Genomic DNA, 19,318 nt, shown 5'->3' on the forward strand with positions numbered 1-19,318 from the left:
TCAGGCGTTCGAATCCCCTCAGCTCCACCGGACACGAGATGGCCCCCGGCCAGCGGAATCGCTGGTCAGGGGCCCTCTCCCTGTCGCTCGGGGTTGGGATCTCCGCGCCTGGGTAATGGGTGGGGATGACACTCACGGATTCGTATGCCCTACCCGATGCAGTCCCGCAGGGCGGCGAAGGCGACGACATGGTCGTCCGCGCGATGCACCGCCTCGAGTCGTCGGCGGCTCTGGACCGACTGGGTCGTGTGCTCGAGTTTGCGTCGAGGCCGCTCGCCGCGGAGCCCACTCGCTCGCTGCTGCTGGGCGCAGGTACGGGTCACGCACTTCACCCGGTCATGACGGATGTCCCCATCGGGCTCTGGTCTTCGGCGGTGCTGCTCGACGTGCGTGGCAGGCGAGCTGACCGCCCCGCTGCGCGCCTGTTGCTGGCGGCGGGCCTCGTGTCTGTGCTGCCCACCGTCGTCACGGGCATGGCTGAGTGGCGTCAGCTGAACCGGCCGGAGAACCGTGTCGGCGCGCTGCACGCGGCGCTGAACCTCGGGGCTGTTGGCTTGTATGCCGTGTCCCTGGGTCTGCGACGTCGCGGCCAGCACGGCTCGGGCGTGGCCGCCAGCATGGCGGCTACCGTCGTCGCCAGCGGGGCGGGATACCTCGGTGGTCACCTCGCAATCGCGAGGAAGGCCGGAACCCGGCACCCGGCATACGAAACTGACGCGGTGGGGCCGAGCCTCGGCCGACCGGATCCCGGGTGAACCCCACCGGCGGCAGGCGGGAGCGGATGGCGGCTCGCTACCCCCAAGCCCCGGGAATCGGGGACCGAGTTGTGGATTGACGAGCACCTCCAGCGGGTAAGGAAGGCCTATCTGCACCCGTCGTCGGGCGCCCTGCTGAAGGAGGTCCTCTGTGACTGACACGGAGATGGCCATCCTCGACTTCGAACGAGAATGGTGGCGCCACGCCGGTGCGAGGGACCAAGAGGTCGCGCAGCGGTGGGGCATGAGTGCCTCCGAGTACGACCGTCGGCTGATCGCGATTGCGATGCGTCCCGAAGCGATGGCTTACGACCCGCTCACGGTGCGGCGCATCCGCAGACGGCTCGTCCCCCCGATCCGCGCGCAGTTCGGCGGTAGGTGACCAGACACGTCAGCCTCGCGCCAGCACACGAATGCGTCAGGTCGAGTGCCACGATGAACGGGTCGGAAGACTGCCTGCACCATCGCTGGGTTCAAGGGACATGACAATGTCAAGCAGGCTGCGGACCGGCTCGTCCCGGCTGAAGGCAGGGTCGCAGAGGCCGGCCACGATGCGGTGCGCCACCTCCGCGAGCTTGATGTTGTGCCGGCTGGAGTACGCCCGGAGCAGCTCGAAGGCGCCGTCCTCCTCAACGCCGAACGTCAGCATCAACGCCCCTTTGGCCTGCTCGATGGCAGCCCGATGCTCCGCGGAGGCGGCCACCGCAGCCCTGGCGGTCTCGCGTATGGGTTCGGTGAGGTCGACGACGAAACCAGTGAGCCGCTTGACCTCTCCACCGACGGCCTCGCTCTCCCCGACGAAGATGACTCGGCGAATCTGGCCATCGCCGCGAACGAGGCTGTAGACACACGAGTACGGGCCCGGGTGGTCGAGGTGATGCTGAAACCTGGCAATCATGACCGGACGGTCCTCTTCGACCATGTGATCCAGGATGAGATCGGTGGTGGGTACCTCGTCAGGTGCCAGATCGTGGAGTTCTCGCAGACCTTCGGACCAGGTCCAGCGGCCACTCTCGGCCTCGTACTCGAACGACATCGTCTGGCCGTCGCTTTGCGCACCGTCGCGGGTCACCGGCTACCTCCTACATGACGACCCTGAGGGATCTCCCAGTGGGAAGGCCACTTCTCGACCAAGCCCAAGAATACGACGCGGAATCCGCCGACGCCACGGGCTCGAACCGGGTGGTCGGGTGCGTTGCATAGTTGACGCGGGATCGGGTAGATGTGATGGGTAACGGTCTAGCGGAGGTCAGCGAGATCATGGAAGGAATCCCCGAGACGCGCTTGGCGCTGGCCGAGATGTCACGGTTCCAGGATGAGGACCTGACGGCTCGGTTCGGCGCCATGGCCGACCGTATGGGCGCGCTTGCCCCGGAGTGTGTCGGCCTGACGTTGTCCTTCCTGCAGCAAGGACTGGCGTTCACGTGGGTCGCCACCGGCTTGGACGTCGCGTCTCTGGACGCGGTGCAGTACCTCGGCAACGGCCCCTGCGTCGAGTCCATGCAGCAGGGCGTCGTCGTGGCAACGACCGGATCGGATCCCCTCGATGAGGGCAACTGGCTGCTGTTCGCGCGAGCGGAGAACACCGCCGGCGTCGAAAGCACGCTCTCCATTCCCCTCCTGGAGGACCACGTCGTCGTCGGCGGGGTCAACCTCTACGGAAGCACACCCACGGCCTTTGACGGGCTGCACTCCGAGCTGGCCGCCGAATGCGGCGGGTGGCCGGCAGGCGCCGTGACCAATGCCGACCTCTCCCTCTCCGGGGTGCGTCGGGCGCAACAGACACCGGAGACGATGCGAGACCAGTTCGTCACCGACCAGGCCGTCGGCATGATCATGGCCGCGCATCGCGTGGGTGACCAGGCGGCAAGCCAACGTCTCCACGAGGCCGCCCAACGAGCCGGCATACAGGATGCGGAACTCGCCCGGATCCTGGTGAAGACCCGGCTGCTCTAGACCGATGTCGGGCGCTGCGCACTGCTGATCCGGGAGCCCGAACGCACCGCTGTGGGTCAGGCGGGATCGCCGAAACTGGTCAGTGGGGCGCGCGTAGCCGCGATGACCAAGTGCTCGACGAGCTCGTCCAACGACCGGAACTCTTGTGTCCTGTTGGCGACCGACAGGTGCCACAGGAGATGGCTCGGAGCATGCTGCTTGATCAAGGTGGCGGCGAGGTGATCGTGCGTGGCGGGAAAGCATCGAGGGCTCAGGTAGGTGCCGAGCTCGTCCGCCCAGCTCGAGGCTTGGGGGCTGGTCGGCGCGGTGGGCGAGGTCATTGGTGTCTCCCGGGGTCGCATCACGCCTGGCCTGTCCATGGGTGCTCACCTCACCGTTCCCACAACCACTCTGACTCAAACGCGCACAACGGCAGGGGTCGCGATCACCTTCATGCGGTTGGAGCCAATCCGTGACTCACGCAGTCAACACGCACCGGTGGCCCCGGAGCGAGCCTCACCCTGTGACGATCGCGGGACGGATTGCCCGGGCTTGTTTGTCTGGCCCGGGGACGGGGTAGCGGGCATGTACATGCATCGCACACCTAGAGCGGGCCAACGGCGGTCCTCGCGAGGAGGGAGAGCTTCGTGCTCGACATGCAGCGACTCGGACCGGCCAGCCTCGTGCTGGTGCGTCACGGCGAGAGCATTGGCAACCTGGCAGATCGCGCGGCCCGTGAAGCCGGGGCCGCCCGACTCGACCTGCAAGACCGCGACGCGGACGTGCCCCTCTCGGACACGGGGCGCGAACAGGCGGACGCCTTGGGCCGGCATCTGCGCGAGCTGGGCGCGACCGCGAGACCGACTGCCGTCGTCAGCTCGCCCTACCGGCGAAGCGCGGACACGGCCGAGCTGGCGCTCGCCGCGGCTGGTCTCGCTACCCCGGTGATGCGCGACGAGCGGCTCCGCGAACGCGAGCTGGGACTGTTCGACGGGCTCACCGGCACCGGCATCCGCGACGAGTACGGCGACGAGGCACGGCGGCGTGAGCACCTCGGGAAGTTCTACTACCGGCCACCCGGCGGTGAGAGCTGGTGTGACGTAGCCCTGCGGGTTCGCTCGTTCCTGCGTGACGTCGGCACCCGCCCGGCCACCGACCGGCTGTGGATCTTCACCCACCAGGCGGTGATCACCTGTTTCCGCTACGTGCTCGAGGGGATGGACGAGGCCGCAGTCCTCACGCTGGACCGCACGGTGGACGTCCCCAACGCTTCGACCACCACGTACCGACGCGGACCGGCGGGCGTACCCGAGCTCGTCGAGTACGCGTCGTCCGCAGTGGTGGAGTCGAGCGGCGTTCCGGCCACGCACGAGCCAGAGCACGCAGGGCGGGGGAGCGCGTCATGAGCCGCACCGTCCGGGACCTGGGCACCGATCAACTCGGCGCGTGGCCACTACCGGACCCGGGCGGGGGCAAGGAGGGACGGGGTCGCGTGGTCGTGGTCGGGGGCAGCCGACGGACTCCCGGAGCGGTGCTCCTGGCTGCGGAGGCGACGATGCGGGCCGGCGCCGGGAAGCCACAGGTCGCGACCGTGAAGAGCGTGGCCGTCGCCGTGAGCGTCGCCCTCCCAGAGGCGCTGGTCACCGACTTGCACGAGACCAGCGACGGCGAGATCGCCGCGAAGGCGGCCGAAAAGGTGCTCACGCTCGCTGACGGTTGCGACGCGCTCTTGCTGGGGCCGGGGCTGATGTCACCGGACTCGGCCAACGACCTGCTCGACGAGCTGGTGCCGCGACTGGACTGTCCTCTGGTGCTGGATGCCTTGGCCATGGCCTACCTGACCGAACACCCGGACGGGGTCGCTCATCTCGACGGGAGGGCGGTCCTGACACCGAACGAGTCGGAGCTCGCCGAGACGCTCGGGCGGGACAAGGGCGAGGTCGCAGCCCATCCCGCGGAGTGCTGTGCCGAGCTTGCGGACCGGTGCGGCGCCACTGTGGTTGCAGGTGGCGAAACGACGTACATCGCCGCACCTGGCTCGGCGGTCGTGTGGCGCCATCCGGGAGTTCCCGGGCTCGGCGTCGCAGGGTCTGGCGATGTCAAGGCAGGCATCGTCGCCGGGCTGCTGGCCCGAGGCGTCCCGGCGGAGGGTGCGGCGGCCTGGGGCGTGGTGCTCCACCTGTCGGCCGGCAGGGCGGTCAGCGAGCAGCAGGCGCCAGTGGGCTTCCTCGCCCGAGAGGTGCTCCCGTGGGTCCCGCGGGTGATGACACAGCTGTCGTCGCAGGCAACCTGAACGGTTGGTTGTGCCTTCGCATTGGCCCGCTCAGACCACGAAACCCATACCCACCAGAGATGAGGTCGGGGACGTTGCGCCAAAGGTTGACCGACCCAGCCCTCCCGCCTGAAGGAGCGTCATGTCCGCCGAAGCCCACTCCACGCACCACGAAGCCGAACGCCAATCCTCAAGCTCGGATGCCGCCGTCCCCGCCTCGCCGACGGAGGTCACGCGTGAGTCGTGGCAGTACATCGCGCGAAAGACCCTTCGCGAGTTCAGCAAAGACCAGTGCACCGACCTCGCGGCGGCGCTGACCTACTACGGCGTCCTGGCGCTGTTCCCCGCTGTCATCGCCCTCCTGTCCCTTGTCGGCCTCTTCGGCCAGGGCCAGCAGACCGTCGACACCCTGCTGGGGATCCTGCGCGACGTCGGCGCCGGTTCGGCCGCGAACACGCTCGGACCGACTCTCAAGACGATGGCAGATCGGGAGGGGGCTGCCGGGATCGCCTTCGTGGTGGGGCTCGTGACTGCCCTGTGGTCAGCTTCCGGTTACATCGGCTCGTTCGGGCGTGCCATGAACCGGATCTACGAGATCCGGGAAGGACGGCCGTTCTGGAAGCTGCGCCCCGTCATGCTCGCAGTGACGCTGGTGGCGGTCGTCCTGGTCGCGCTGGTGGCGATGGCGCTGGTGCTGACCGGTCCCGCAGCCCGAGCTGTGGGCGAAGCGATGGGGATTGGTTCGACAGCGGTGTTGCTCTGGAACATCGCCAAGTGGCCGGTGATCCTTCTCGTGGTCGTCCTCGTGGTAGCGATCCTCTACTACGTCACACCCAACGTGAAGCAACCACGCTTCCGCTGGGTGAGTGTGGGTGCGGTCGTCGCGATCGTGGTCTGGATCCTCGCGTCGGCCGCCTTCGGCTTCTACATCAGCTCGTTCTCCAACTACGACAAGACGTATGGCGCACTGGCAGGTGTCGTCGTCTTCCTCCTGTGGTTGTGGATCACCAACGTGGCGCTGCTGTTCGGCGCCGAGCTCGACGCAGAGCTCGAGCGCGGACGGGAACTCCAGTCCGGCATACCCGCCGAGGAGACGGTGCAGCTGCCGCCCCGCGACACCCGTGGCACGGCCAAGGCGGACGCGAAGGAAGCCGAGGACGTCGAGCGTGGGCGCCGCCTGCGCGCTACTCGAGGTGGCGACCAAGACGTTCGTTGAGCTACCGCGACGAGTCCTGGAGCGCGAACGCGATCTCGCGATCGACACCGAAAGCGAACCATCAGCGCACCCTTTGCGGGTGGACGCCCACTTCGACCTCTGGGTGAGTCGACCGCCAGTCGGGTGTGAGGGTGGCTATCCGGCTCGTCAGTCGTCCTTCTTCAGACTCGGATACTTCTTCTCGACAGCCGACCGGACCTGCTTCTTCTCGGCCGCTGTTCCATGTTGGGCCACCCGGGCCAGAGCATTCCGAGCGTGCTCGATGTCAGGAATCGGGTACTTCTCCTGCTCCGGCAGCGCGAACGACGACTTCTTCAGCTTCTTGCGGTTCTCGCTGTCACTGAGATCCTTCGACACGGTCGACTCCTTTCCAGAGGCTGAGGTCATACCCGCAGGCGCCAAGCTCAAACCCCCGCCCTGGGCCGAGGTGTGGACAAGCGCGGCTGGAAGGTGGAGGTCTTGCAGGTCACGCGGGAGCCCGACTGCCCCGGTGCCACCTCGACGAGGCCCTCAGCGTGCGATACCTCTGGCCACAGGGTGGGTGGTGGGGTGACGATGGGCTCATGGCAGCAGAGGCGGCGGTGGAGCACGAGCGGGTGGAGCGGCTGTTCTGTTGGTGTTGCGGCAACGGCTTCGACGAGCGCGACCTCACCCGGCTGGGGACGCACCCGGAGGTGGGGGTGTGCACCGGGTGCGCGCGATGGCTCCACCGACGTGCGCGAGCCCGCGCCGACGCCGGGCGCGGCGTCCCGGGCGTCAGGGTCCGGCGGGGCGTCGCGGTGGTCCGTGGCCGCGTGATGCGCGCCGGCGCCCAGGACTGGCCGGTCGTCGGGTCGCTGCTGCGCCGCCTGGACCGACACCTGCCCTGATGGTCGTGGCCGCCCCGTGACGTCCCGCGAGAGCGAGGGCGGGCAGGTTGCTGACCGCAACGCCGTCGTCGCCGACCTTGTTTGGTGCAGGGACGACCTGCACCGCCTGCTGGCGGCGACCACCCCAGCACTGCTCCGTGCACGCTCCAACGGCACCAGATGGACCAACGAGCAGCTGCTCTTCCACATGGTGTTCGGTTTCCTGATCGTCAGACGACTCGTGCCGTTGGTTCGTCTTCTCTCCGTTCTGCCACCGTCGGTCGGCCGGACCTTCGTGTGGTTCCTGGACGCGGGCACGGTGCCGTTCCACTGGGTCAACTACGCCGGCTCGTGCGGCGGGGCGCTCGTGTTCGACCACGCCCGTATGGGGTGGCTGTGTGACCGGACGATAGGCGCGCTGGTCCACAGCCTCGAGCAGGCACCCGAGGACCGGCTGGCTCGGGGGATGCCCTTCCCGACGAGGTGGGACCCGTACTTCGAGGCGCACATGACCCTGTTCGACGTGTACGCCTACCCCGCACTGCACTACGCGCACCATCGCAGGCAGCTCACGCTCTGGACCTGACGCCGCGCCGTGCGGTCCCGCTCCCCTCAGGGGTTGAGCTTGGACCAGAGTGCGACGGCCTGGGCTCGGCTGTGGGCACCGACGCGCTCGCGGGCCGTCGACACCCGCTTGCGGACGCCGCGCTCGGTGATGCCGAGGCGGTGGGCGATGCGCCGGTCGGTCCAGCCCCGCGCGACCAGGGCCAGGACCTCGGCCTCACGGTCGGTGAACGTCACACTGGGCGGCAGGATCGTCTGCATCCGGCGGGCGGCGTCCTCGAGCTGGTGTCGGAAAACCAGAGCGCTGGCCAGGGGCTGACGGACCAGCTCCAGGCGGCGCATGTCGTCGTCGCTGAAGTCGTGACGGCTGCGGTGGACGCCGAGGAAGACCAGGGTGGTGGGGGTCGCGAGCAGAGTCAGGGCGGCCGGGTAGCGTCCGCCGCAGAAGCCATGCATCGCCTCGTACGGCTCAGAGTCCCAGAACGGGCCCATGGGGGTCAGGTCGCTGACCCGGTGGGTCGCCAACTCCGGCAGGCCCGCGCTGAACGACGGGTGCTGCGACACCACCGCCTTGGCCCGCTCGACGTAGGTTGCATCCAGCGGGTCCTGCCCGGCCACGTCCACCGACACGCGGTCCGCTCCGTCAGCCCCCACAGTCCAGGTCGTCAGGCCGGCGCCGGCGTCGGCGCGCAGCTGACGGTGCACGGCGTTCGCGAGCAGCTCGCCGTACGGTTGGCCGCGCACGGCCAAGTGGGCAGCTTCGACACTGAGCCTCACAAGGTCCTGATCCCCCACAGCCGCCCCCGCAATGACGCGCCAAAGTTCCGCTTTTGACACTACTCGTGCCACGGGCGCGCGTGGAACCCTTCATCAAGCGGCGACCCACACCGAGTGGTGGCGCCGGCTGGGTTGGGTGAGGGCGGCTTGCCAGCGGTTCGCACGAACGGTGGGAACCGTCCGCTTGGCCGTGGCTGAGGTCGGTCGAGGTGAGCGTCGGGAAGGCAACAGGGGATGCCTGGGCGCTGGCAGCGACCGGCACGCCTGCCCACGATGAACGACCGGGCGCTCTTCGTCCGGTCGTTCATCGCGCTGTGGCGCATCGCAGCCCAAACACCGGCGACGTAGCATGCGGACGTGGCGACCGCGTTCGAGAAGGGCAACACCGGTGTGCGCCAACCCGACGCAGTCCCGAGGCTGCCGTCGACGGTGGTGGACGTCGACGGCTACCTCACGCGGGTCGGCGTCCGGGTTGAGAAGCCCGACCTGGCCACCCTGCAGGCCCTGCACGAGGCGCACGTGCGCACCTTCACGTTCGACAACATCGACGTCCTGCTCGAGCAGCACCCCGGTGTGGAGCTGCCCGACGTCCAGGCCAAGTTCGTCGGTCGTGGTCGTGGCGGGTACTGCTTCGAGCACGCCACGCTCTTCGGCGCCGTCCTGGCCGCCCTCGGGTACGACGTGCAGCGGCGGCTGGCACGGGTCGGCGACGTGACCGCTTCGGCCAGGACCCACTGCGTGCTCGCGATCCAGGTCGACGGAACGTCGTGGCTGGCCGACCCCGGTTTCGGCCTGAGCCTGATGCACCCGATCCGCTTCGTGGACGGAGCGCTGGACGACCACGGGGGCTGGGCCTACCGTCTCCAGCGCCACGAGAACCCGGCCGGTGGTCCGACGTGGGAGCTGCAACGCCAGCGGGACGGGGCCTGGGAGCTCATGCACACCACTGACGACCTGCCTGTCCAGCAGGTCGACGTGCGGGCGGGGCACCACTTCACCAGCACCTATCCGACCTCGCACTTCCGGCACGGGCTCATGCTCACCCGTCACCTGCCGGACCGGCACGTGACGGTCACGCACGAGGCGGTCACGGTTCGCCGTCCCGGCGAGCCCACCGAACACCGCCAGCTGGGGGCTGGGGAGCTCCGGACCCTGCTGGGTGAGCTGCGCGTCGGCCTGACCGAAGACGAGACCGAACGCCTCCTGGCCGTCGTGCGCCGGCTGCGCTCAGGTCGGGAGACTCAGTCGCCGTAGCTGTCGCGCACGGTCGAGTCCCAGCGCCAGTGCGGGGCCCGGTTGGCCTCGGTGCGGTGGGTGGCGGTGAGGAAGTCGTGCCAGCCGTCGCCGGTGCGGATGGAGCCGGGGAAGAGCCGGTTGAGGACACGCACGCAGATGTCGTCGTCGATGCTGAAGTCGACGCCGTGCGCCGCCAGGACGTCCCACGCGTGGGCCGCCCCCTCGACTATGCCCATGGCGACGAACCCCGACGCGTCGGAGTTGCCGGCTGGGTGGTAGCCGAGGTGGCCCGGGGGAGCGGTCGCGGTCACGGCGACCAGCAGCCCCCCGGCGGCGTCGAGACAACGCACGATGGCCGCCGTGCCCTTGGCCGGGTCCGGCCAAACCAGGTTCGGCGGGGTGGTGGGTTGCCACTGGGGCGGGTCCAGGAACGGGACGTACTCGTCGAGGTGGACCTCACGGCTCGACAGGTTCATCGCATAGGCGGCGAAGTCGTCGACGACGTGGGCGGCGGTGTCGCGACAGTCCCAGACGAGGCCGTGGGCCTGCCGCGCCCAACCGTCGTCGGGCACCTGGGCGAAGCCGACCATGATCGCGTCGACCACGATGCGCAGGTCGTCGGGGCTGGGGACGGGTGCGGTCATGGTCGCGAGCGTAGGCGCAGGGCCCGACACCGGGTTCTCGTGGCATGGAATATACCCATAGGGGGTATGGTTGGCCTCGTCATGAGCCACCAGCACACCCATGTGATGACCCAGTCCCTCTGGCGGCAGGCGGTGAGCGCGACGCTGCACTGCCTCACCGGCTGTGCCATCGGCGAGGTCCTGGGGATGGTGATCGGCTCCGCGCTCGGCTGGAGCAACCTCGCGACCGTCGCCCTGTCGATCGCCCTGGCGTTCGTCTTCGGCTACTCGCTGGCTCTGCGGCCCGTGCTGGCGGCCGGCTTGCCGCTCGCGGCGGCGATCGGCGTCGCGTTCGCCTCCGACACAGTGTCCATCTCGGTGATGGAGCTGGTCGACAACGCGTTCGTCGTCGCCATCCCCGGTGCGATGGAGGCCGGGCTCGCGAGCTCCTTGTTCTGGGGCACCCTGCTGGCCTCCCTGGCGATTGCGTTCGTCGTCACCGTGCCGGTGAACCGCTGGCTCATCGCCCGTGGGCGAGGTCACGCCGTGATGCATCGATACCACCACTGAGCGTCTGTCACGCTGGGCCCGTGCCCGAGCTCGCGTTGACCAGCCTGGCGGCCGTGGCGGTCGCCGCACCCCTGGACTGGTGGGCCGTCGCGGTGCGTGGCCGGCGACGCGAGTGGGTCCTCAAACCACTGGTCCTGGTGTTGCTGGGCGTGGCTGCGTGGGCGATGGGAGCGTCCGAGTCCACCGCGGGCTGGTGGCTGCTAGCAGCACTCGGGCTCAGCCTGGCCGGAGACGTCGCCCTCCTCTCCGACAGCGAACCGCGGTTCATCGTCGGGCTCGGCAGCTTCCTGGCGGCCCACGTGGCGTTGGTGGTCGCCTTCTCCCACCTCGGTATGCCGCGTGCCGACCTGGGTCTCGTCGGCCTGGCACTCGTCGTGACCATGGTCGCGGTGGTGGGTCGTCGCGTGGTCCCGGCGACGCGCGCCGCCGGTGGGGCGGTGCTGGCAGGCGCCGTCGCGGCATACATGGGGGTCATCGGCGCCATGGTCGTCGCGGCGTGGGCGACGGGGCATCTGCTGGTGGCACTGGGGGCCACGGTGTTCATGGTGAGCGACGCGGTGCTGGCGCTGGACCGGTTCGTCCGGGCGCGCCGCTTCGGGCCGCTGACGGTGATAGTGACCTACCACCTCGGCCAGGTCCTGATCGTGCTCGGCGTCCTCAGGTGACACAGTGGGCGAACCAGCGATTCTCCAGCGAGAGGGACCAAGGCGCGTGAGCACTGCGGATGCGGTCGTCGTCGGGGCGGGACCGAACGGCCTGGTGGCCGCCATCGCCCTGGCTGACGCAGGGTGGGACGTCCTGCTCGTCGAGGCCAACGAGGAGGTGGGTGGAGCAGTCCGCAGCGCGGAGGTGACGTCGCCCGGATACGTCACCGACCTGTTCAGCGCGTTCTACCCGCTGGCGGCCGCGAGCCCGATCATCCGCGACCTGCACCTGGAGGAGCACGGTCTGGTCTGGCGGCGCGCCCCGCACGTGCTCGCCCATGCGCTCGACGACGGCAGCGCGGCCCTCCTCTGCTCGCGCGCCGAGGACACCGCCGCCGGACTGGAGGCGGAGGCCGCCGGCGACGGGGAGGCCTGGCTGGAGCTGGTCCGCGGCTGGGACCGGATTCGCGACCCGTTGTTGGACGCGTTGTTCACCCCCTTCCCCCCGGTCGTCTCGGCCACCCGGATGCTGCGGAGTCTCGGCGCCGCGGACACGCTCGACTTCGCGCGCCTTGCGATCACCCCCAGCCGCCGGCTCGGACAGGAGCGGTTCTCCGGACAGGGGGGCGGACTGCTCCTCACCGGCAACGCCCTGCACAGCGACCTGGCGCCTGACTCCGCGGGAAGCGGGATGTTCGGCTGGTTGCTGTGCATGCTCGGCCAGGACGTCGGGTTCCCTGTGCCACAGGGCGGGGCGGGCGAGCTCGCGGGTGCGCTGCGTCGTCGCGCCGAGAGCGCGGGAGTGCGCGTGGTGACCGGCACGCCGGTCACCGCTGTGACCACCGCTCATGGCCGCGCCACGGGTGTCAGGCTCGCGGACGGCACCCTCCTGGGGGCTGGGCGTGCGGTCCTCGCCGACGTGCCGGCACCGAGCCTCTACCGGGACCTGTTGGCCGACCACCCGCTGCCGGCCCGACTGCAACGTGACCTGGCGAGGTTCCAGTGGGACCACGCCACCGTGAAGGTGAACTGGGCGCTCGACCGGCCGGTGCCCTGGACGGCCGAGGCCGCGAGGGGCGCAGGCACTGTGCACCTCGGCGTCGACAACGACGGCTTCGTCGACTTCGCCGCGGACCTGACCGTGGGGCGGACCCCCGAGCGGCCGTTCATCCTGTTCGGGCAGATGACGACGTCGGATGCCACGCGCTCCCCGGAAGGCACGGAGTCGGCCTGGGCCTACACCCACGTCCCGCAGGGCCCGGACTGGTCGGGTCAGCAGCTGGCCGACCACGTGGAGCGGGTCGAGGCCGCGGTCGAACGTGTCGCACCCGGGTTCCGCGACTGCCGGGTGACCACCCACGTCCAGGGTCCGGGGGACCTGGAGGCGCAGAACCCGAGCCTGATCGGCGGGGCCATCAACGCAGGGACCGCGGGACTGCACCAGCAGCTCGTGTTCCGTCCCACCCCGGGACTGGGACGCCCCGAGACACCGGTGCCGGGGCTCTACCTCGCCGGCGCCTCCGCGCACCCCGGTGGCGGAGTCCACGGTGCCTGCGGCTGGAACGCCGCTCGGGCCGCACTCGGGGCGAACGCACGCCTCACCGGCGGGCTCCGCCGCGCCCTCAGCCGGACGGCCTGGGACCGGCTGCTCAGGTCCTAAGAGCCGCTCACGCGGGCTGTCTTCGCGCCTGGACTGGCGCCTGGCCGTCAGTCCAGGGCCTCGTCGTGCAGACCCTCGCGGTGGCTCGCCGTGATCTGCTCGGCCAGAGCCGCGAGCTTGGTGTTGGTGTGGTTCGAGGCGGCGCGCAAGATGTGGAACGCCTCGTCGTCGCCCACCGAGTGGGCGGCCATGAGCAGCCCGACAGCCTTGCCGATCTCGCGGTTGCTCTGGAGCCCGAGCCGTAGGCTCTCCGCGGTGGCCCGCTGTTCGGTGGCCGCGAGCGCGACGGAGGTGAAGGCGGCGAGCACGGCGCCGACGTCGGCAGCTTCCTCGGTCAAGGCGCCAGGGGTGTCCGAGAAGACGTTGAAGGCCGCCCGGGCGCCCAGGCCCTCGAGGAGCTGGTAGCCCACCATTCCCCGGACCGGGGTGCGAGCCAGGGTCAGCTCTGCGAGCCGGGGCCACTTGGTCGCGGTGGTGATGTCGGCATCGTGCTGGACGGAGTCCTCCAGGATGCTGTCGAGGCACGGCCCCTCGCCGGCCTCGGACTCGAGCCGGTCCATCAGGCTCGCGACGTCGTCCGTGGAGGCCTGTGTGTGGAGCTGCTGGTCCGCGTCGAGCGTCGAGATGCAGGCGTGGTCGGCCCCGGGGATGACGTCGACGGCGGTCCGGCAGATCGCGGCGAGGACGTCACTCGACCCGGTTCCTGAGTAGACGAGCTTGGCGAGGGAGGCAAAGGCCTCGGTCGTCTCCCGCGGGATGGGCGTCTGCATGACGCCCAGTATCACCCGCTGCCAGTTCGCGTGGCCACGTCGTCCGTCACGAGGTACTCGATGGGCTTGCACACCCCACCGTTGGACTTCTCGGCGGAGCAGGCCGTCAGGCCCACGTGAAGGTCCATCTCGGCCCGGACGGAGAACCGGTCGCCCGCGACAGAGGTCGGGGGGTCGATGTGGAGCTCCCCGCTGGGTTCGGGCCAGACGTTCATGAAGATGTTGAGCGTCGTCCCGATCTGGTCGGGCCGGACACCGAAAGGTGCGAGGCCGGAGCTGAGGTTCTCCAGGCAGCTGGGGTGGTAGGCCCCGTCGAACTCGGGGTAGAGCAGGTCGAAGGTGTCCTGGCTGCACGGGGTGAGCAGGAAGTCATGACGACCGCAGGTGTCCTCGACGACCGTCAGCATCGGGGCGCTGCGGTTGCTGTAGAGCACATGACGGGTCGTGAGGTAGATCGTGTTGGCGTAGTCGATGGTGCGACCGCTCGACAGCTTTTCGTCGTGGTCGTCGGCACTGAAGCAGAACAGGTCGCTCACCTGTCCGCCCTCAGGGTCGGTGACGGTCAGCACCTGCCCGGCCAGGAGGAGGAACCCCGTCCCGGTCTGCGGTGCCAGCGTGGTGCTCACGTCGTCTCCTCGTCGTCGAAGCTGGCCGGCGCCACCCAGGTCGGGGGTACTGCCCTACCGGAGTACTGCCGGGCCTCGGAGCTCCGCCCATGGTCGGCGACCATCGGGTTGAGGGTTCCCTGCAGCTCGAGGTCGCGGCGCCTGATGGTGTCACGCATCCGGTCGAAGCGGTCCGACCCCCGGAGCTCCTCGAACTGCTCGTGCAGGTTGAAGACCAGGGTGGGCAGGGGAGTCCGTCGGGCGATCCTGGAGGACTGCGGGTGCAGGCCGACGACGAAGAACGCGGTCCCGCCGACGCTGAAGGCAAAGTGCGGGTCGGCAGGGTCGTCGGACACGCGTGGATCCCACGGCTGGTGGTCGGCCTCGTGCAGCTGCTCCAGCTGCCGCCAGAGCAGCTCCTCGAAATCGGCTTCGCCCGCGACCTCGGTCGCGCGGAAGACGGCGACCAGTGAGGCAAAGCCCGCCTCTCGATCTGTCTCCCGCCCGAACGACGTCAGGGCGCTGAGCAGGCGACGGGTGCTCGCGGTCGTGCCCAGCTCCTCCAGCACGACGACCGTGGCGCGATCGCGGTTGAACACCGAACGCGCTCCCAGGCAGGGGTAGTCCGGGTGCAGCACCATTGCCTCCAGACCCTCGGCGATCTCCCCGACGGGGGTAGAGGCGTCGTGGTCGCCGGCCAAGTCCTCCAGGAGGGCAGGGAGGCTGTCGTTGGACACTGGTGCTCCTGACGATGGGAAAGCCCGGGGCAGGGTTGATCACCTCCGGGCCCAGTGGCTGTACCCACCGGCTGACCTGCGCAAACACCATGGGCTGATCTGGGGCACGTTTGAACCCTGCTGCAAAGGGCACTTCAGTAGCTGACGGAGGTGGTCACCCATGACCCAGAGTTCACACCTGCAGCCCGACGGGACGATCTTTCCACCCGTGACCCCGGACCCGCCGTACCCACCCGGGTACGAAGAGCCGGTTCTCCTGGACAGCGCCGAGCTGATGGCCGACCCGGCAGCTGGAGGGCAGACCCCCGCCGATGGAGGGCAGACCCCCAAGGAACCGCCGGACTGAGCACGTGGCGGTCAGGCCCGCCTCGGGGCTTTCAGGCCCGCCTCGGGGCTGTCAGGCCCGAGCGTGCTGCTCGGCTCCCCGCTCGAGCACGAGGAGGTCTGCGAGCGAGGCGGCGACGCCGATCAGGGCGAGCCCCATCACGACTTTGGAGAGCAACCCGACCTCGGCGTAACCGCGCCCGAAACCCGAGGACATGAAGTACGTGATGAAGAGGGCCATGCCGCTGGTGGCCATGATGATCCCCGGCACGCGCGGGTGGACACCGCAGCGAGCGATCGAGACTCCCAGCAGGAACAGGCCCAGGCACACCGATGCCGGTGACGAGACCAGTCCCTCGAGGACGGCGGCCACGCCGGCCCAGCCGATCCACGCCCCCGGCGCCAAGCCCTGCTCCAGCTGGTAGCCGAGCACGGCGGTGCCGAGGAGCAGGACGGTCGCGAGGTCCAGGAGTGGGCCGACGAGCAGCGGCAATGACACTTCACGCGCCCTGACGAACCAGTAGGCGAAGAACAGGAGCCCCCCGACCAGCCCCAGGAGCGGCGTCGTCCGCCGCACCAGCGCCACAATCCGGTCCGTTGTCCGCATGGCCCAAACGTACGACCCCCACCTCGTCCTGTCATCGTCAGATCTACGTATCCGTAGGCGAGACCGGACCGCGCGGCGCCGGCGCGGAGGGGACATGGGCCGCCCGGAGCACCCTGCGGTAGCCTTTGGCCATGGCACGGTCGCTGCTTCTTCCCGAGCCGCGTTGACGGTCCGGACCACCTGGTCCACGTCACCGCGGCGAACCCCTCCTGCGTGAGGGGTTCTTCTGTGTGAAGACTCAGATGTGTACAAGCTGACGTGAGGATGAGATGAGCGAGACGCCGTACCGCTACACCGCCGACCTGGCCCAGACGATCGAGCTGGCCTGGCAGGACCGCTGGCAGGAGGAGGGCACCTTCCACGCGCCCAACCCCGCGGGTCCCTGGGCCGAGCCCGACAAGGTCGCGGGTCGCGAGAAGCTGCTCGTCCTCGACATGTTCCCCTACCCCAGCGGCGCGGGCCTGCACGTCGGGCACCCCCTCGGCTACATAGCGACCGACGTCTTCGCGCGCTACCACCGGATGACCGGCAAGAACGTCCTGCACTGCCTGGGCTACGACGCCTTCGGCCTGCCGGCTGAGCAGTTCGCGGTGCAGACCGGTCAGCACCCGCGCAAGACGACCGAGGAGAACATGGTCGTCATGAAGCGCCAGCTGCGCCGGCTGGGGCTCGGTCACGACGACCGCCGCACCATCGCGACCATCGACCCGGGCTACTACAAGTGGACCCAGTGGATCTTCACGCAGATCTACAACTCCTGGTACGACCCGGAGGCAGTGCGCCCCGACGGTGGCACGGGGCGCGCCCGCCCCATCGCCGAGCTGGTCGAGCAGTTCGAGGCCGGCGACCGCCCCACCCCCAACGGTCAGCAGTGGGCGGAACTGTCGGGGGCTGAGCGGTCCGAGATCCTCGACGACTTCCGGCTGGCCTACACCTCGCAGGCGCCGGTCAACTGGGCTCCGGGGCTGGGCACCGTGCTGTCCAACGAAGAGGTCACCAACGACGGGCGCTCCGAGCGCGGCAACTACCCGGTCTTCAAGACGAACCTGCGCCAGTGGATGATGCGGATCACCGCGTATGCCGACCGGCTGGCCGACGACCTCGACCGCGTCGACTGGCCCGACAAGGTCAAGGCCATGCAGCGCAACTGGATCGGTCGTAGCCAGGGTGCACGGGTCGCCTTCCCGGTCGTCGGCCAGGACGCGTCGATCGAGGTCTTCACGACCCGGCCCGACACCCTCTTCGGCGCCACCTTCATGGTGCTGGCGCCGGAGCACCCCTTGGTGGACGTGCTTGTCCCGGAGGGGGAGTGGGCGCCCGACACCAACCCCGTCTGGACCGGTGGGGAGGCGACCCCGGCAGCCGCCGTCGCGGCATACCGGCTGGCGGCGTCACGCAAGAGCGACGTGGAGCGCCAGACCGAGGGCAAGGACAAGACCGGTGTCTTCACCGGCGCGTTCGCGACGAATCCCGTTAATGGGCAACGGATCCCGGTGTTCATCGCCGACTACGTCCTGATGGGCTACGGCACCGGCGCGATCATGGCGGTGCCCGGACAGGACCAGCGCGACTGGGACTTCGCCGGCCAGTTCGGGCTGCCGCGCGTGCGCACCGTGCAGCCGTCGGAGGGCCACCCGGAGGACGAGCCGTTCACCGGTGAGGGGCCCGCGATCAACTCGTCCAACGACGAGGTGTCGCTCGACGGCATGGGCGTGGCCGAGGCCAAGGCGACGATCATCGAGTGGTTGGCGCACAAGGGTTTCGGACAGCCCACGGTCAGCTACAAGCTGCGTGACTGGCTGTTCAGCCGACAGCGCTACTGGGGCGAGCCGTTCCCGATCGTCTTCGACGAGGACGGAGTCAGCCACGCCGTCCCGGACTCGATGTTGCCGGTGGAGCTGCCGGACGTCCCGGACTACTCGCCCAAGACGTTCGAACCCGAGGATGCGAGCAGCCAGCCCGAACCGCCTCTCGGCAGGGTCGAGGACTGGGTCAACGTCGAGCTGGACCTGGGCGATGGTCGCGGCATGCGCAAGTTCCGCCGGGAGACCAACACGATGCCCAACTGGGCCGGATCCTGTTGGTACTACTTGCGTTACCTCGACCCCGCGAACGACGAGGCCTTCGTCGACCCCGAGAACGAGGCGTACTGGATGGGCCCGCGGGAGACGCCCGTGGTCGGTTCGCCCGAGGGGGTCGTCGACCCGGGTGGGGTGGACCTCTACATCGGTGGGGTCGAGCACGCCGTGCTGCACCTGTTGTATGCGCGGTTCTGGCACAAGGTGCTGCACGACCTCGGTCACGTGACCAGTGACGAGCCGTTCCGCAAGTACTTCTCGCAGGGCTACATCCAGGCGCCTGCCTACCGTGACGACCGGGGCCAGCCCGTCGAGGCGTCCGAGGTCGTCGAGGTGCCCGACCACGCCAGTGGCGAGACGTCCTACACCTGGCAGGGCCAACCCGTCACCCGCGAGTTCGGCAAGATCGGCAAGTCGCTCAAGAACGTCGTCAGCCCGGACGAGATGTTCGAGCAGTACGGCGCCGACACGCTGCGCGTCTACGAGATGTCGATGGGTCCACTGGAGCTGAGCAAGCCGTGGGAGACCCGTGCCGTCGTCGGCGCTCAGAGGTTCCTGCAACGCTTGTGGCGCAACGTCATCGACGAGGAGACCGGCGCAGTGCGGGTGGCCGAGCTGCCGTTGGACGACGCGACGGCCAGGGCCCTGCACCGGACCATCGACGCGGTGTCCAAGGACTTCCCGACGCTGGGGTTCAACACGGCCATCGCTCGGCTCATCGAGCTGAACAACGCGCTGACCAAGCTGGAGGCCGTGCCTCGCGAGGCGGCCGAGAAGCTGGTCGTCATGGTGGCGCCGCTCGCCCCCCACATCGCCGAGGAGCTGTGGCAACGGCTGGGGCACACCGAGTCGATCACCTTCGAGCCGTTCCCCGTGGCCGACCCTGCCCTGCTGGTCGAGGACACCGTGACCTGCGTCGTGCAGATCAAGGGCAAGGTCCGCGACCGCCTCGAGGTGCCCGCGGACATCAGTGAGGACGCCCTGCGCGAGCAGGTGCTGGCGCTGCCGAAGGTCCTCGCGGCGACCGAGGGCGGCATCCGCACGGTGATCGTGCGAGCCCCCAAGCTCGTCAACATCGTCCCGATGTGATCCTGCGC

Annotated in this window: 23 protein-coding genes; 14 read left to right on the forward strand and 9 right to left on the reverse strand. The window is 69.3% G+C overall.

Going from position 1 to position 19,318, the window contains the following annotated elements:
- Window positions 1-125 precede the first annotated feature (125 nt).
- Window positions 126-755 (forward strand): DUF2231 domain-containing protein, encoded by a 630-nt coding sequence (locus AC1DS4_RS17780; protein ID WP_477633669.1) that lies wholly within the window; start codon window positions 126-128, stop codon window positions 753-755.
- A gap of 151 nt (window positions 756-906) precedes the next feature.
- A complete protein-coding gene (locus AC1DS4_RS17785; RefSeq protein WP_477623454.1) occupies window positions 907-1,137 on the forward strand; it encodes a DUF3263 domain-containing protein in 231 nt (76 codons plus the stop codon).
- A gap of 36 nt (window positions 1,138-1,173) precedes the next feature.
- Here AC1DS4_RS17785 and AC1DS4_RS17790 read toward each other — a convergent pair whose 3' ends face one another.
- Window positions 1,174-1,827 (reverse strand): PAS and ANTAR domain-containing protein, encoded by a 654-nt coding sequence (locus tag AC1DS4_RS17790; RefSeq protein WP_477633668.1) that lies wholly within the window; start codon window positions 1,825-1,827, stop codon window positions 1,174-1,176.
- Between the two features lie 131 nt (window positions 1,828-1,958).
- Here AC1DS4_RS17790 and AC1DS4_RS17795 point away from each other — a divergent pair, with 131 nt between their 5' ends.
- Complete coding sequence (locus AC1DS4_RS17795; protein WP_477633667.1) at window positions 1,959-2,711, forward strand: ANTAR domain-containing protein; 753 nt, start codon at window positions 1,959-1,961, stop codon at window positions 2,709-2,711.
- Window positions 2,712-2,767: 56 nt separating this feature from the next.
- Here AC1DS4_RS17795 and AC1DS4_RS17800 read toward each other — a convergent pair whose 3' ends face one another.
- Window positions 2,768-3,031: a hypothetical protein gene (locus AC1DS4_RS17800; RefSeq protein WP_477633666.1), complete on the reverse strand. Its 264-nt coding sequence runs from the start codon at window positions 3,029-3,031 to the stop codon at window positions 2,768-2,770.
- A gap of 315 nt (window positions 3,032-3,346) precedes the next feature.
- Between AC1DS4_RS17800 and AC1DS4_RS17805 the strand changes: the two genes are divergently transcribed.
- The 3 genes from AC1DS4_RS17805 (at window position 3,347) to AC1DS4_RS17815 (ending at window position 6,178) form a co-directional block, all read left to right on the forward strand.
- Entirely contained in the window at window positions 3,347-4,096 is a 750-nt protein-coding gene (locus AC1DS4_RS17805; protein ID WP_477633678.1) for a histidine phosphatase family protein, read from the forward strand.
- Entirely contained in the window at window positions 4,093-4,983 is an 891-nt protein-coding gene (locus AC1DS4_RS17810; RefSeq protein WP_477633665.1) for an NAD(P)H-hydrate dehydratase, read from the forward strand. Before AC1DS4_RS17805 ends, AC1DS4_RS17810 begins: the two co-directional genes overlap by 4 nt.
- A 121-nt stretch (window positions 4,984-5,104) precedes the next feature.
- Window positions 5,105-6,178 (forward strand): YihY/virulence factor BrkB family protein, encoded by a 1,074-nt coding sequence (locus tag AC1DS4_RS17815; RefSeq protein WP_477633664.1) that lies wholly within the window; start codon window positions 5,105-5,107, stop codon window positions 6,176-6,178.
- Between the two features lie 147 nt (window positions 6,179-6,325).
- Here AC1DS4_RS17815 and AC1DS4_RS17820 read toward each other — a convergent pair whose 3' ends face one another.
- Window positions 6,326-6,535, reverse strand: coding sequence for a DUF6582 domain-containing protein (locus AC1DS4_RS17820; protein WP_477623461.1), 210 nt, complete (start codon window positions 6,533-6,535; stop codon window positions 6,326-6,328).
- Window positions 6,536-6,741: 206 nt separating this feature from the next.
- Here AC1DS4_RS17820 and AC1DS4_RS17825 point away from each other — a divergent pair, with 206 nt between their 5' ends.
- Window positions 6,742-7,047, forward strand: a complete 306-nt coding sequence (locus AC1DS4_RS17825; RefSeq protein ID WP_477633663.1) for a hypothetical protein — start codon at window positions 6,742-6,744, stop codon at window positions 7,045-7,047.
- A gap of 16 nt (window positions 7,048-7,063) precedes the next feature.
- Window positions 7,064-7,612: a DinB family protein gene (locus tag AC1DS4_RS17830; protein ID WP_477633662.1), complete on the forward strand. Its 549-nt coding sequence runs from the start codon at window positions 7,064-7,066 to the stop codon at window positions 7,610-7,612.
- Window positions 7,613-7,638: 26 nt separating this feature from the next.
- Here the strand turns inward: AC1DS4_RS17830 and AC1DS4_RS17835 are convergent, their stop codons facing one another.
- Complete coding sequence (locus AC1DS4_RS17835; RefSeq protein WP_477623463.1) at window positions 7,639-8,334, reverse strand: helix-turn-helix transcriptional regulator; 696 nt, start codon at window positions 8,332-8,334, stop codon at window positions 7,639-7,641.
- 390 nt (window positions 8,335-8,724) lie between these two features.
- Here AC1DS4_RS17835 and AC1DS4_RS17840 point away from each other — a divergent pair, with 390 nt between their 5' ends.
- Window positions 8,725-9,621, forward strand: coding sequence for an arylamine N-acetyltransferase family protein (locus tag AC1DS4_RS17840; protein WP_477633661.1), 897 nt, complete (start codon window positions 8,725-8,727; stop codon window positions 9,619-9,621).
- Here the strand turns inward: AC1DS4_RS17840 and AC1DS4_RS17845 are convergent.
- The gene (locus AC1DS4_RS17845; RefSeq protein WP_477633660.1) at window positions 9,609-10,247 is read right to left on the reverse strand and encodes a hypothetical protein; all 639 of its coding nucleotides are present in this window, start codon (window positions 10,245-10,247) and stop codon (window positions 9,609-9,611) included. The genes AC1DS4_RS17840 and AC1DS4_RS17845 overlap by 13 nt on opposite strands.
- A gap of 81 nt (window positions 10,248-10,328) precedes the next feature.
- Between AC1DS4_RS17845 and AC1DS4_RS17850 the strand changes: the two genes are divergently transcribed.
- From AC1DS4_RS17850 to AC1DS4_RS17860, 3 genes are read left to right on the forward strand one after another with little or no spacing between them, the layout of a single operon-like run.
- Entirely contained in the window at window positions 10,329-10,796 is a 468-nt protein-coding gene (locus tag AC1DS4_RS17850; RefSeq protein WP_477633659.1) for a DUF4396 domain-containing protein, read from the forward strand.
- Window positions 10,797-10,816: 20 nt separating this feature from the next.
- Window positions 10,817-11,461, forward strand: coding sequence for a lysoplasmalogenase family protein (locus AC1DS4_RS17855; RefSeq protein ID WP_477633658.1), 645 nt, complete (start codon window positions 10,817-10,819; stop codon window positions 11,459-11,461).
- 46 nt (window positions 11,462-11,507) lie between these two features.
- On the forward strand, window positions 11,508-13,100 hold the full coding sequence (locus AC1DS4_RS17860; RefSeq protein ID WP_477633657.1) for a phytoene desaturase family protein: 1,593 nt from the start codon (window positions 11,508-11,510) through the stop codon (window positions 13,098-13,100).
- A 47-nt stretch (window positions 13,101-13,147) separates the two neighbouring features.
- Here AC1DS4_RS17860 and AC1DS4_RS17865 read toward each other — a convergent pair whose 3' ends face one another.
- From AC1DS4_RS17865 to gntA, 3 genes are read right to left on the reverse strand one after another with little or no spacing between them, the layout of a single operon-like run.
- A complete protein-coding gene (locus tag AC1DS4_RS17865; protein WP_477633656.1) occupies window positions 13,148-13,870 on the reverse strand; it encodes a GAF and ANTAR domain-containing protein in 723 nt (240 codons plus the stop codon).
- Window positions 13,871-13,881: 11 nt separating this feature from the next.
- Window positions 13,882-14,496 (reverse strand): DUF1989 domain-containing protein, encoded by a 615-nt coding sequence (locus tag AC1DS4_RS17870; RefSeq protein WP_477633655.1) that lies wholly within the window; start codon window positions 14,494-14,496, stop codon window positions 13,882-13,884.
- Window positions 14,493-15,212: a guanitoxin biosynthesis heme-dependent pre-guanitoxin N-hydroxylase GntA gene (gntA, locus tag AC1DS4_RS17875; RefSeq protein WP_477633654.1), complete on the reverse strand. Its 720-nt coding sequence runs from the start codon at window positions 15,210-15,212 to the stop codon at window positions 14,493-14,495. The genes AC1DS4_RS17870 and gntA overlap by 4 nt, the downstream gene beginning before the upstream one ends.
- A gap of 160 nt (window positions 15,213-15,372) precedes the next feature.
- On the opposite strand from gntA, the gene AC1DS4_RS17880 reads away from it, so the two are divergent.
- The gene (locus AC1DS4_RS17880) at window positions 15,373-15,558 is read left to right on the forward strand and encodes a hypothetical protein (protein WP_477633653.1); all 186 of its coding nucleotides are present in this window, start codon (window positions 15,373-15,375) and stop codon (window positions 15,556-15,558) included.
- 51 nt (window positions 15,559-15,609) lie between these two features.
- On the opposite strand, the gene AC1DS4_RS17885 is transcribed toward AC1DS4_RS17880, so the two are convergent.
- Window positions 15,610-16,143: a hypothetical protein gene (locus tag AC1DS4_RS17885; RefSeq protein WP_477615343.1), complete on the reverse strand. Its 534-nt coding sequence runs from the start codon at window positions 16,141-16,143 to the stop codon at window positions 15,610-15,612.
- Between the two features lie 269 nt (window positions 16,144-16,412).
- Here AC1DS4_RS17885 and leuS point away from each other — a divergent pair, with 269 nt between their 5' ends.
- Window positions 16,413-19,310, forward strand: coding sequence for a leucine--tRNA ligase (gene leuS / locus AC1DS4_RS17890; protein ID WP_477633652.1), 2,898 nt, complete (start codon window positions 16,413-16,415; stop codon window positions 19,308-19,310).
- The last annotated feature ends 8 nt before the right edge of the window (window positions 19,311-19,318 follow it).

The organism is Pedococcus sp. P3_C7 (genome assembly GCF_056402615.1).

Coding starts and splice junctions, on each gene's coding strand:
- AC1DS4_RS17815 (WP_477633664.1), top strand. CDS start 5,105: ATGTCCGCCGAAGCCCACTCCACGCACCACGAAGCCGAACGCCAATCC.
- AC1DS4_RS17880 (WP_477633653.1), top strand. CDS start 15,373: ATGACCCAGAGTTCACACCTGCAGCCCGACGGGACGATCTTTCCACCC.
- AC1DS4_RS17845 (WP_477633660.1), bottom strand. CDS start 10,247: ATGACCGCACCCGTCCCCAGCCCCGACGACCTGCGCATCGTGGTCGAC.
- AC1DS4_RS17825 (WP_477633663.1), top strand. CDS start 6,742: ATGGCAGCAGAGGCGGCGGTGGAGCACGAGCGGGTGGAGCGGCTGTTC.
- AC1DS4_RS17800 (WP_477633666.1), bottom strand. CDS start 3,031: ATGACCTCGCCCACCGCGCCGACCAGCCCCCAAGCCTCGAGCTGGGCG.
- AC1DS4_RS17805 (WP_477633678.1), top strand. CDS start 3,347: ATGCAGCGACTCGGACCGGCCAGCCTCGTGCTGGTGCGTCACGGCGAG.
- AC1DS4_RS17885 (WP_477615343.1), bottom strand. CDS start 16,143: ATGCGGACAACGGACCGGATTGTGGCGCTGGTGCGGCGGACGACGCCG.
- AC1DS4_RS17810 (WP_477633665.1), top strand. CDS start 4,093: ATGAGCCGCACCGTCCGGGACCTGGGCACCGATCAACTCGGCGCGTGG.
- AC1DS4_RS17780 (WP_477633669.1), top strand. CDS start 126: ATGACACTCACGGATTCGTATGCCCTACCCGATGCAGTCCCGCAGGGC.
- leuS (WP_477633652.1), top strand. CDS start 16,413: ATGAGCGAGACGCCGTACCGCTACACCGCCGACCTGGCCCAGACGATC.
- AC1DS4_RS17865 (WP_477633656.1), bottom strand. CDS start 13,870: ATGCAGACGCCCATCCCGCGGGAGACGACCGAGGCCTTTGCCTCCCTC.
- AC1DS4_RS17850 (WP_477633659.1), top strand. CDS start 10,329: ATGAGCCACCAGCACACCCATGTGATGACCCAGTCCCTCTGGCGGCAG.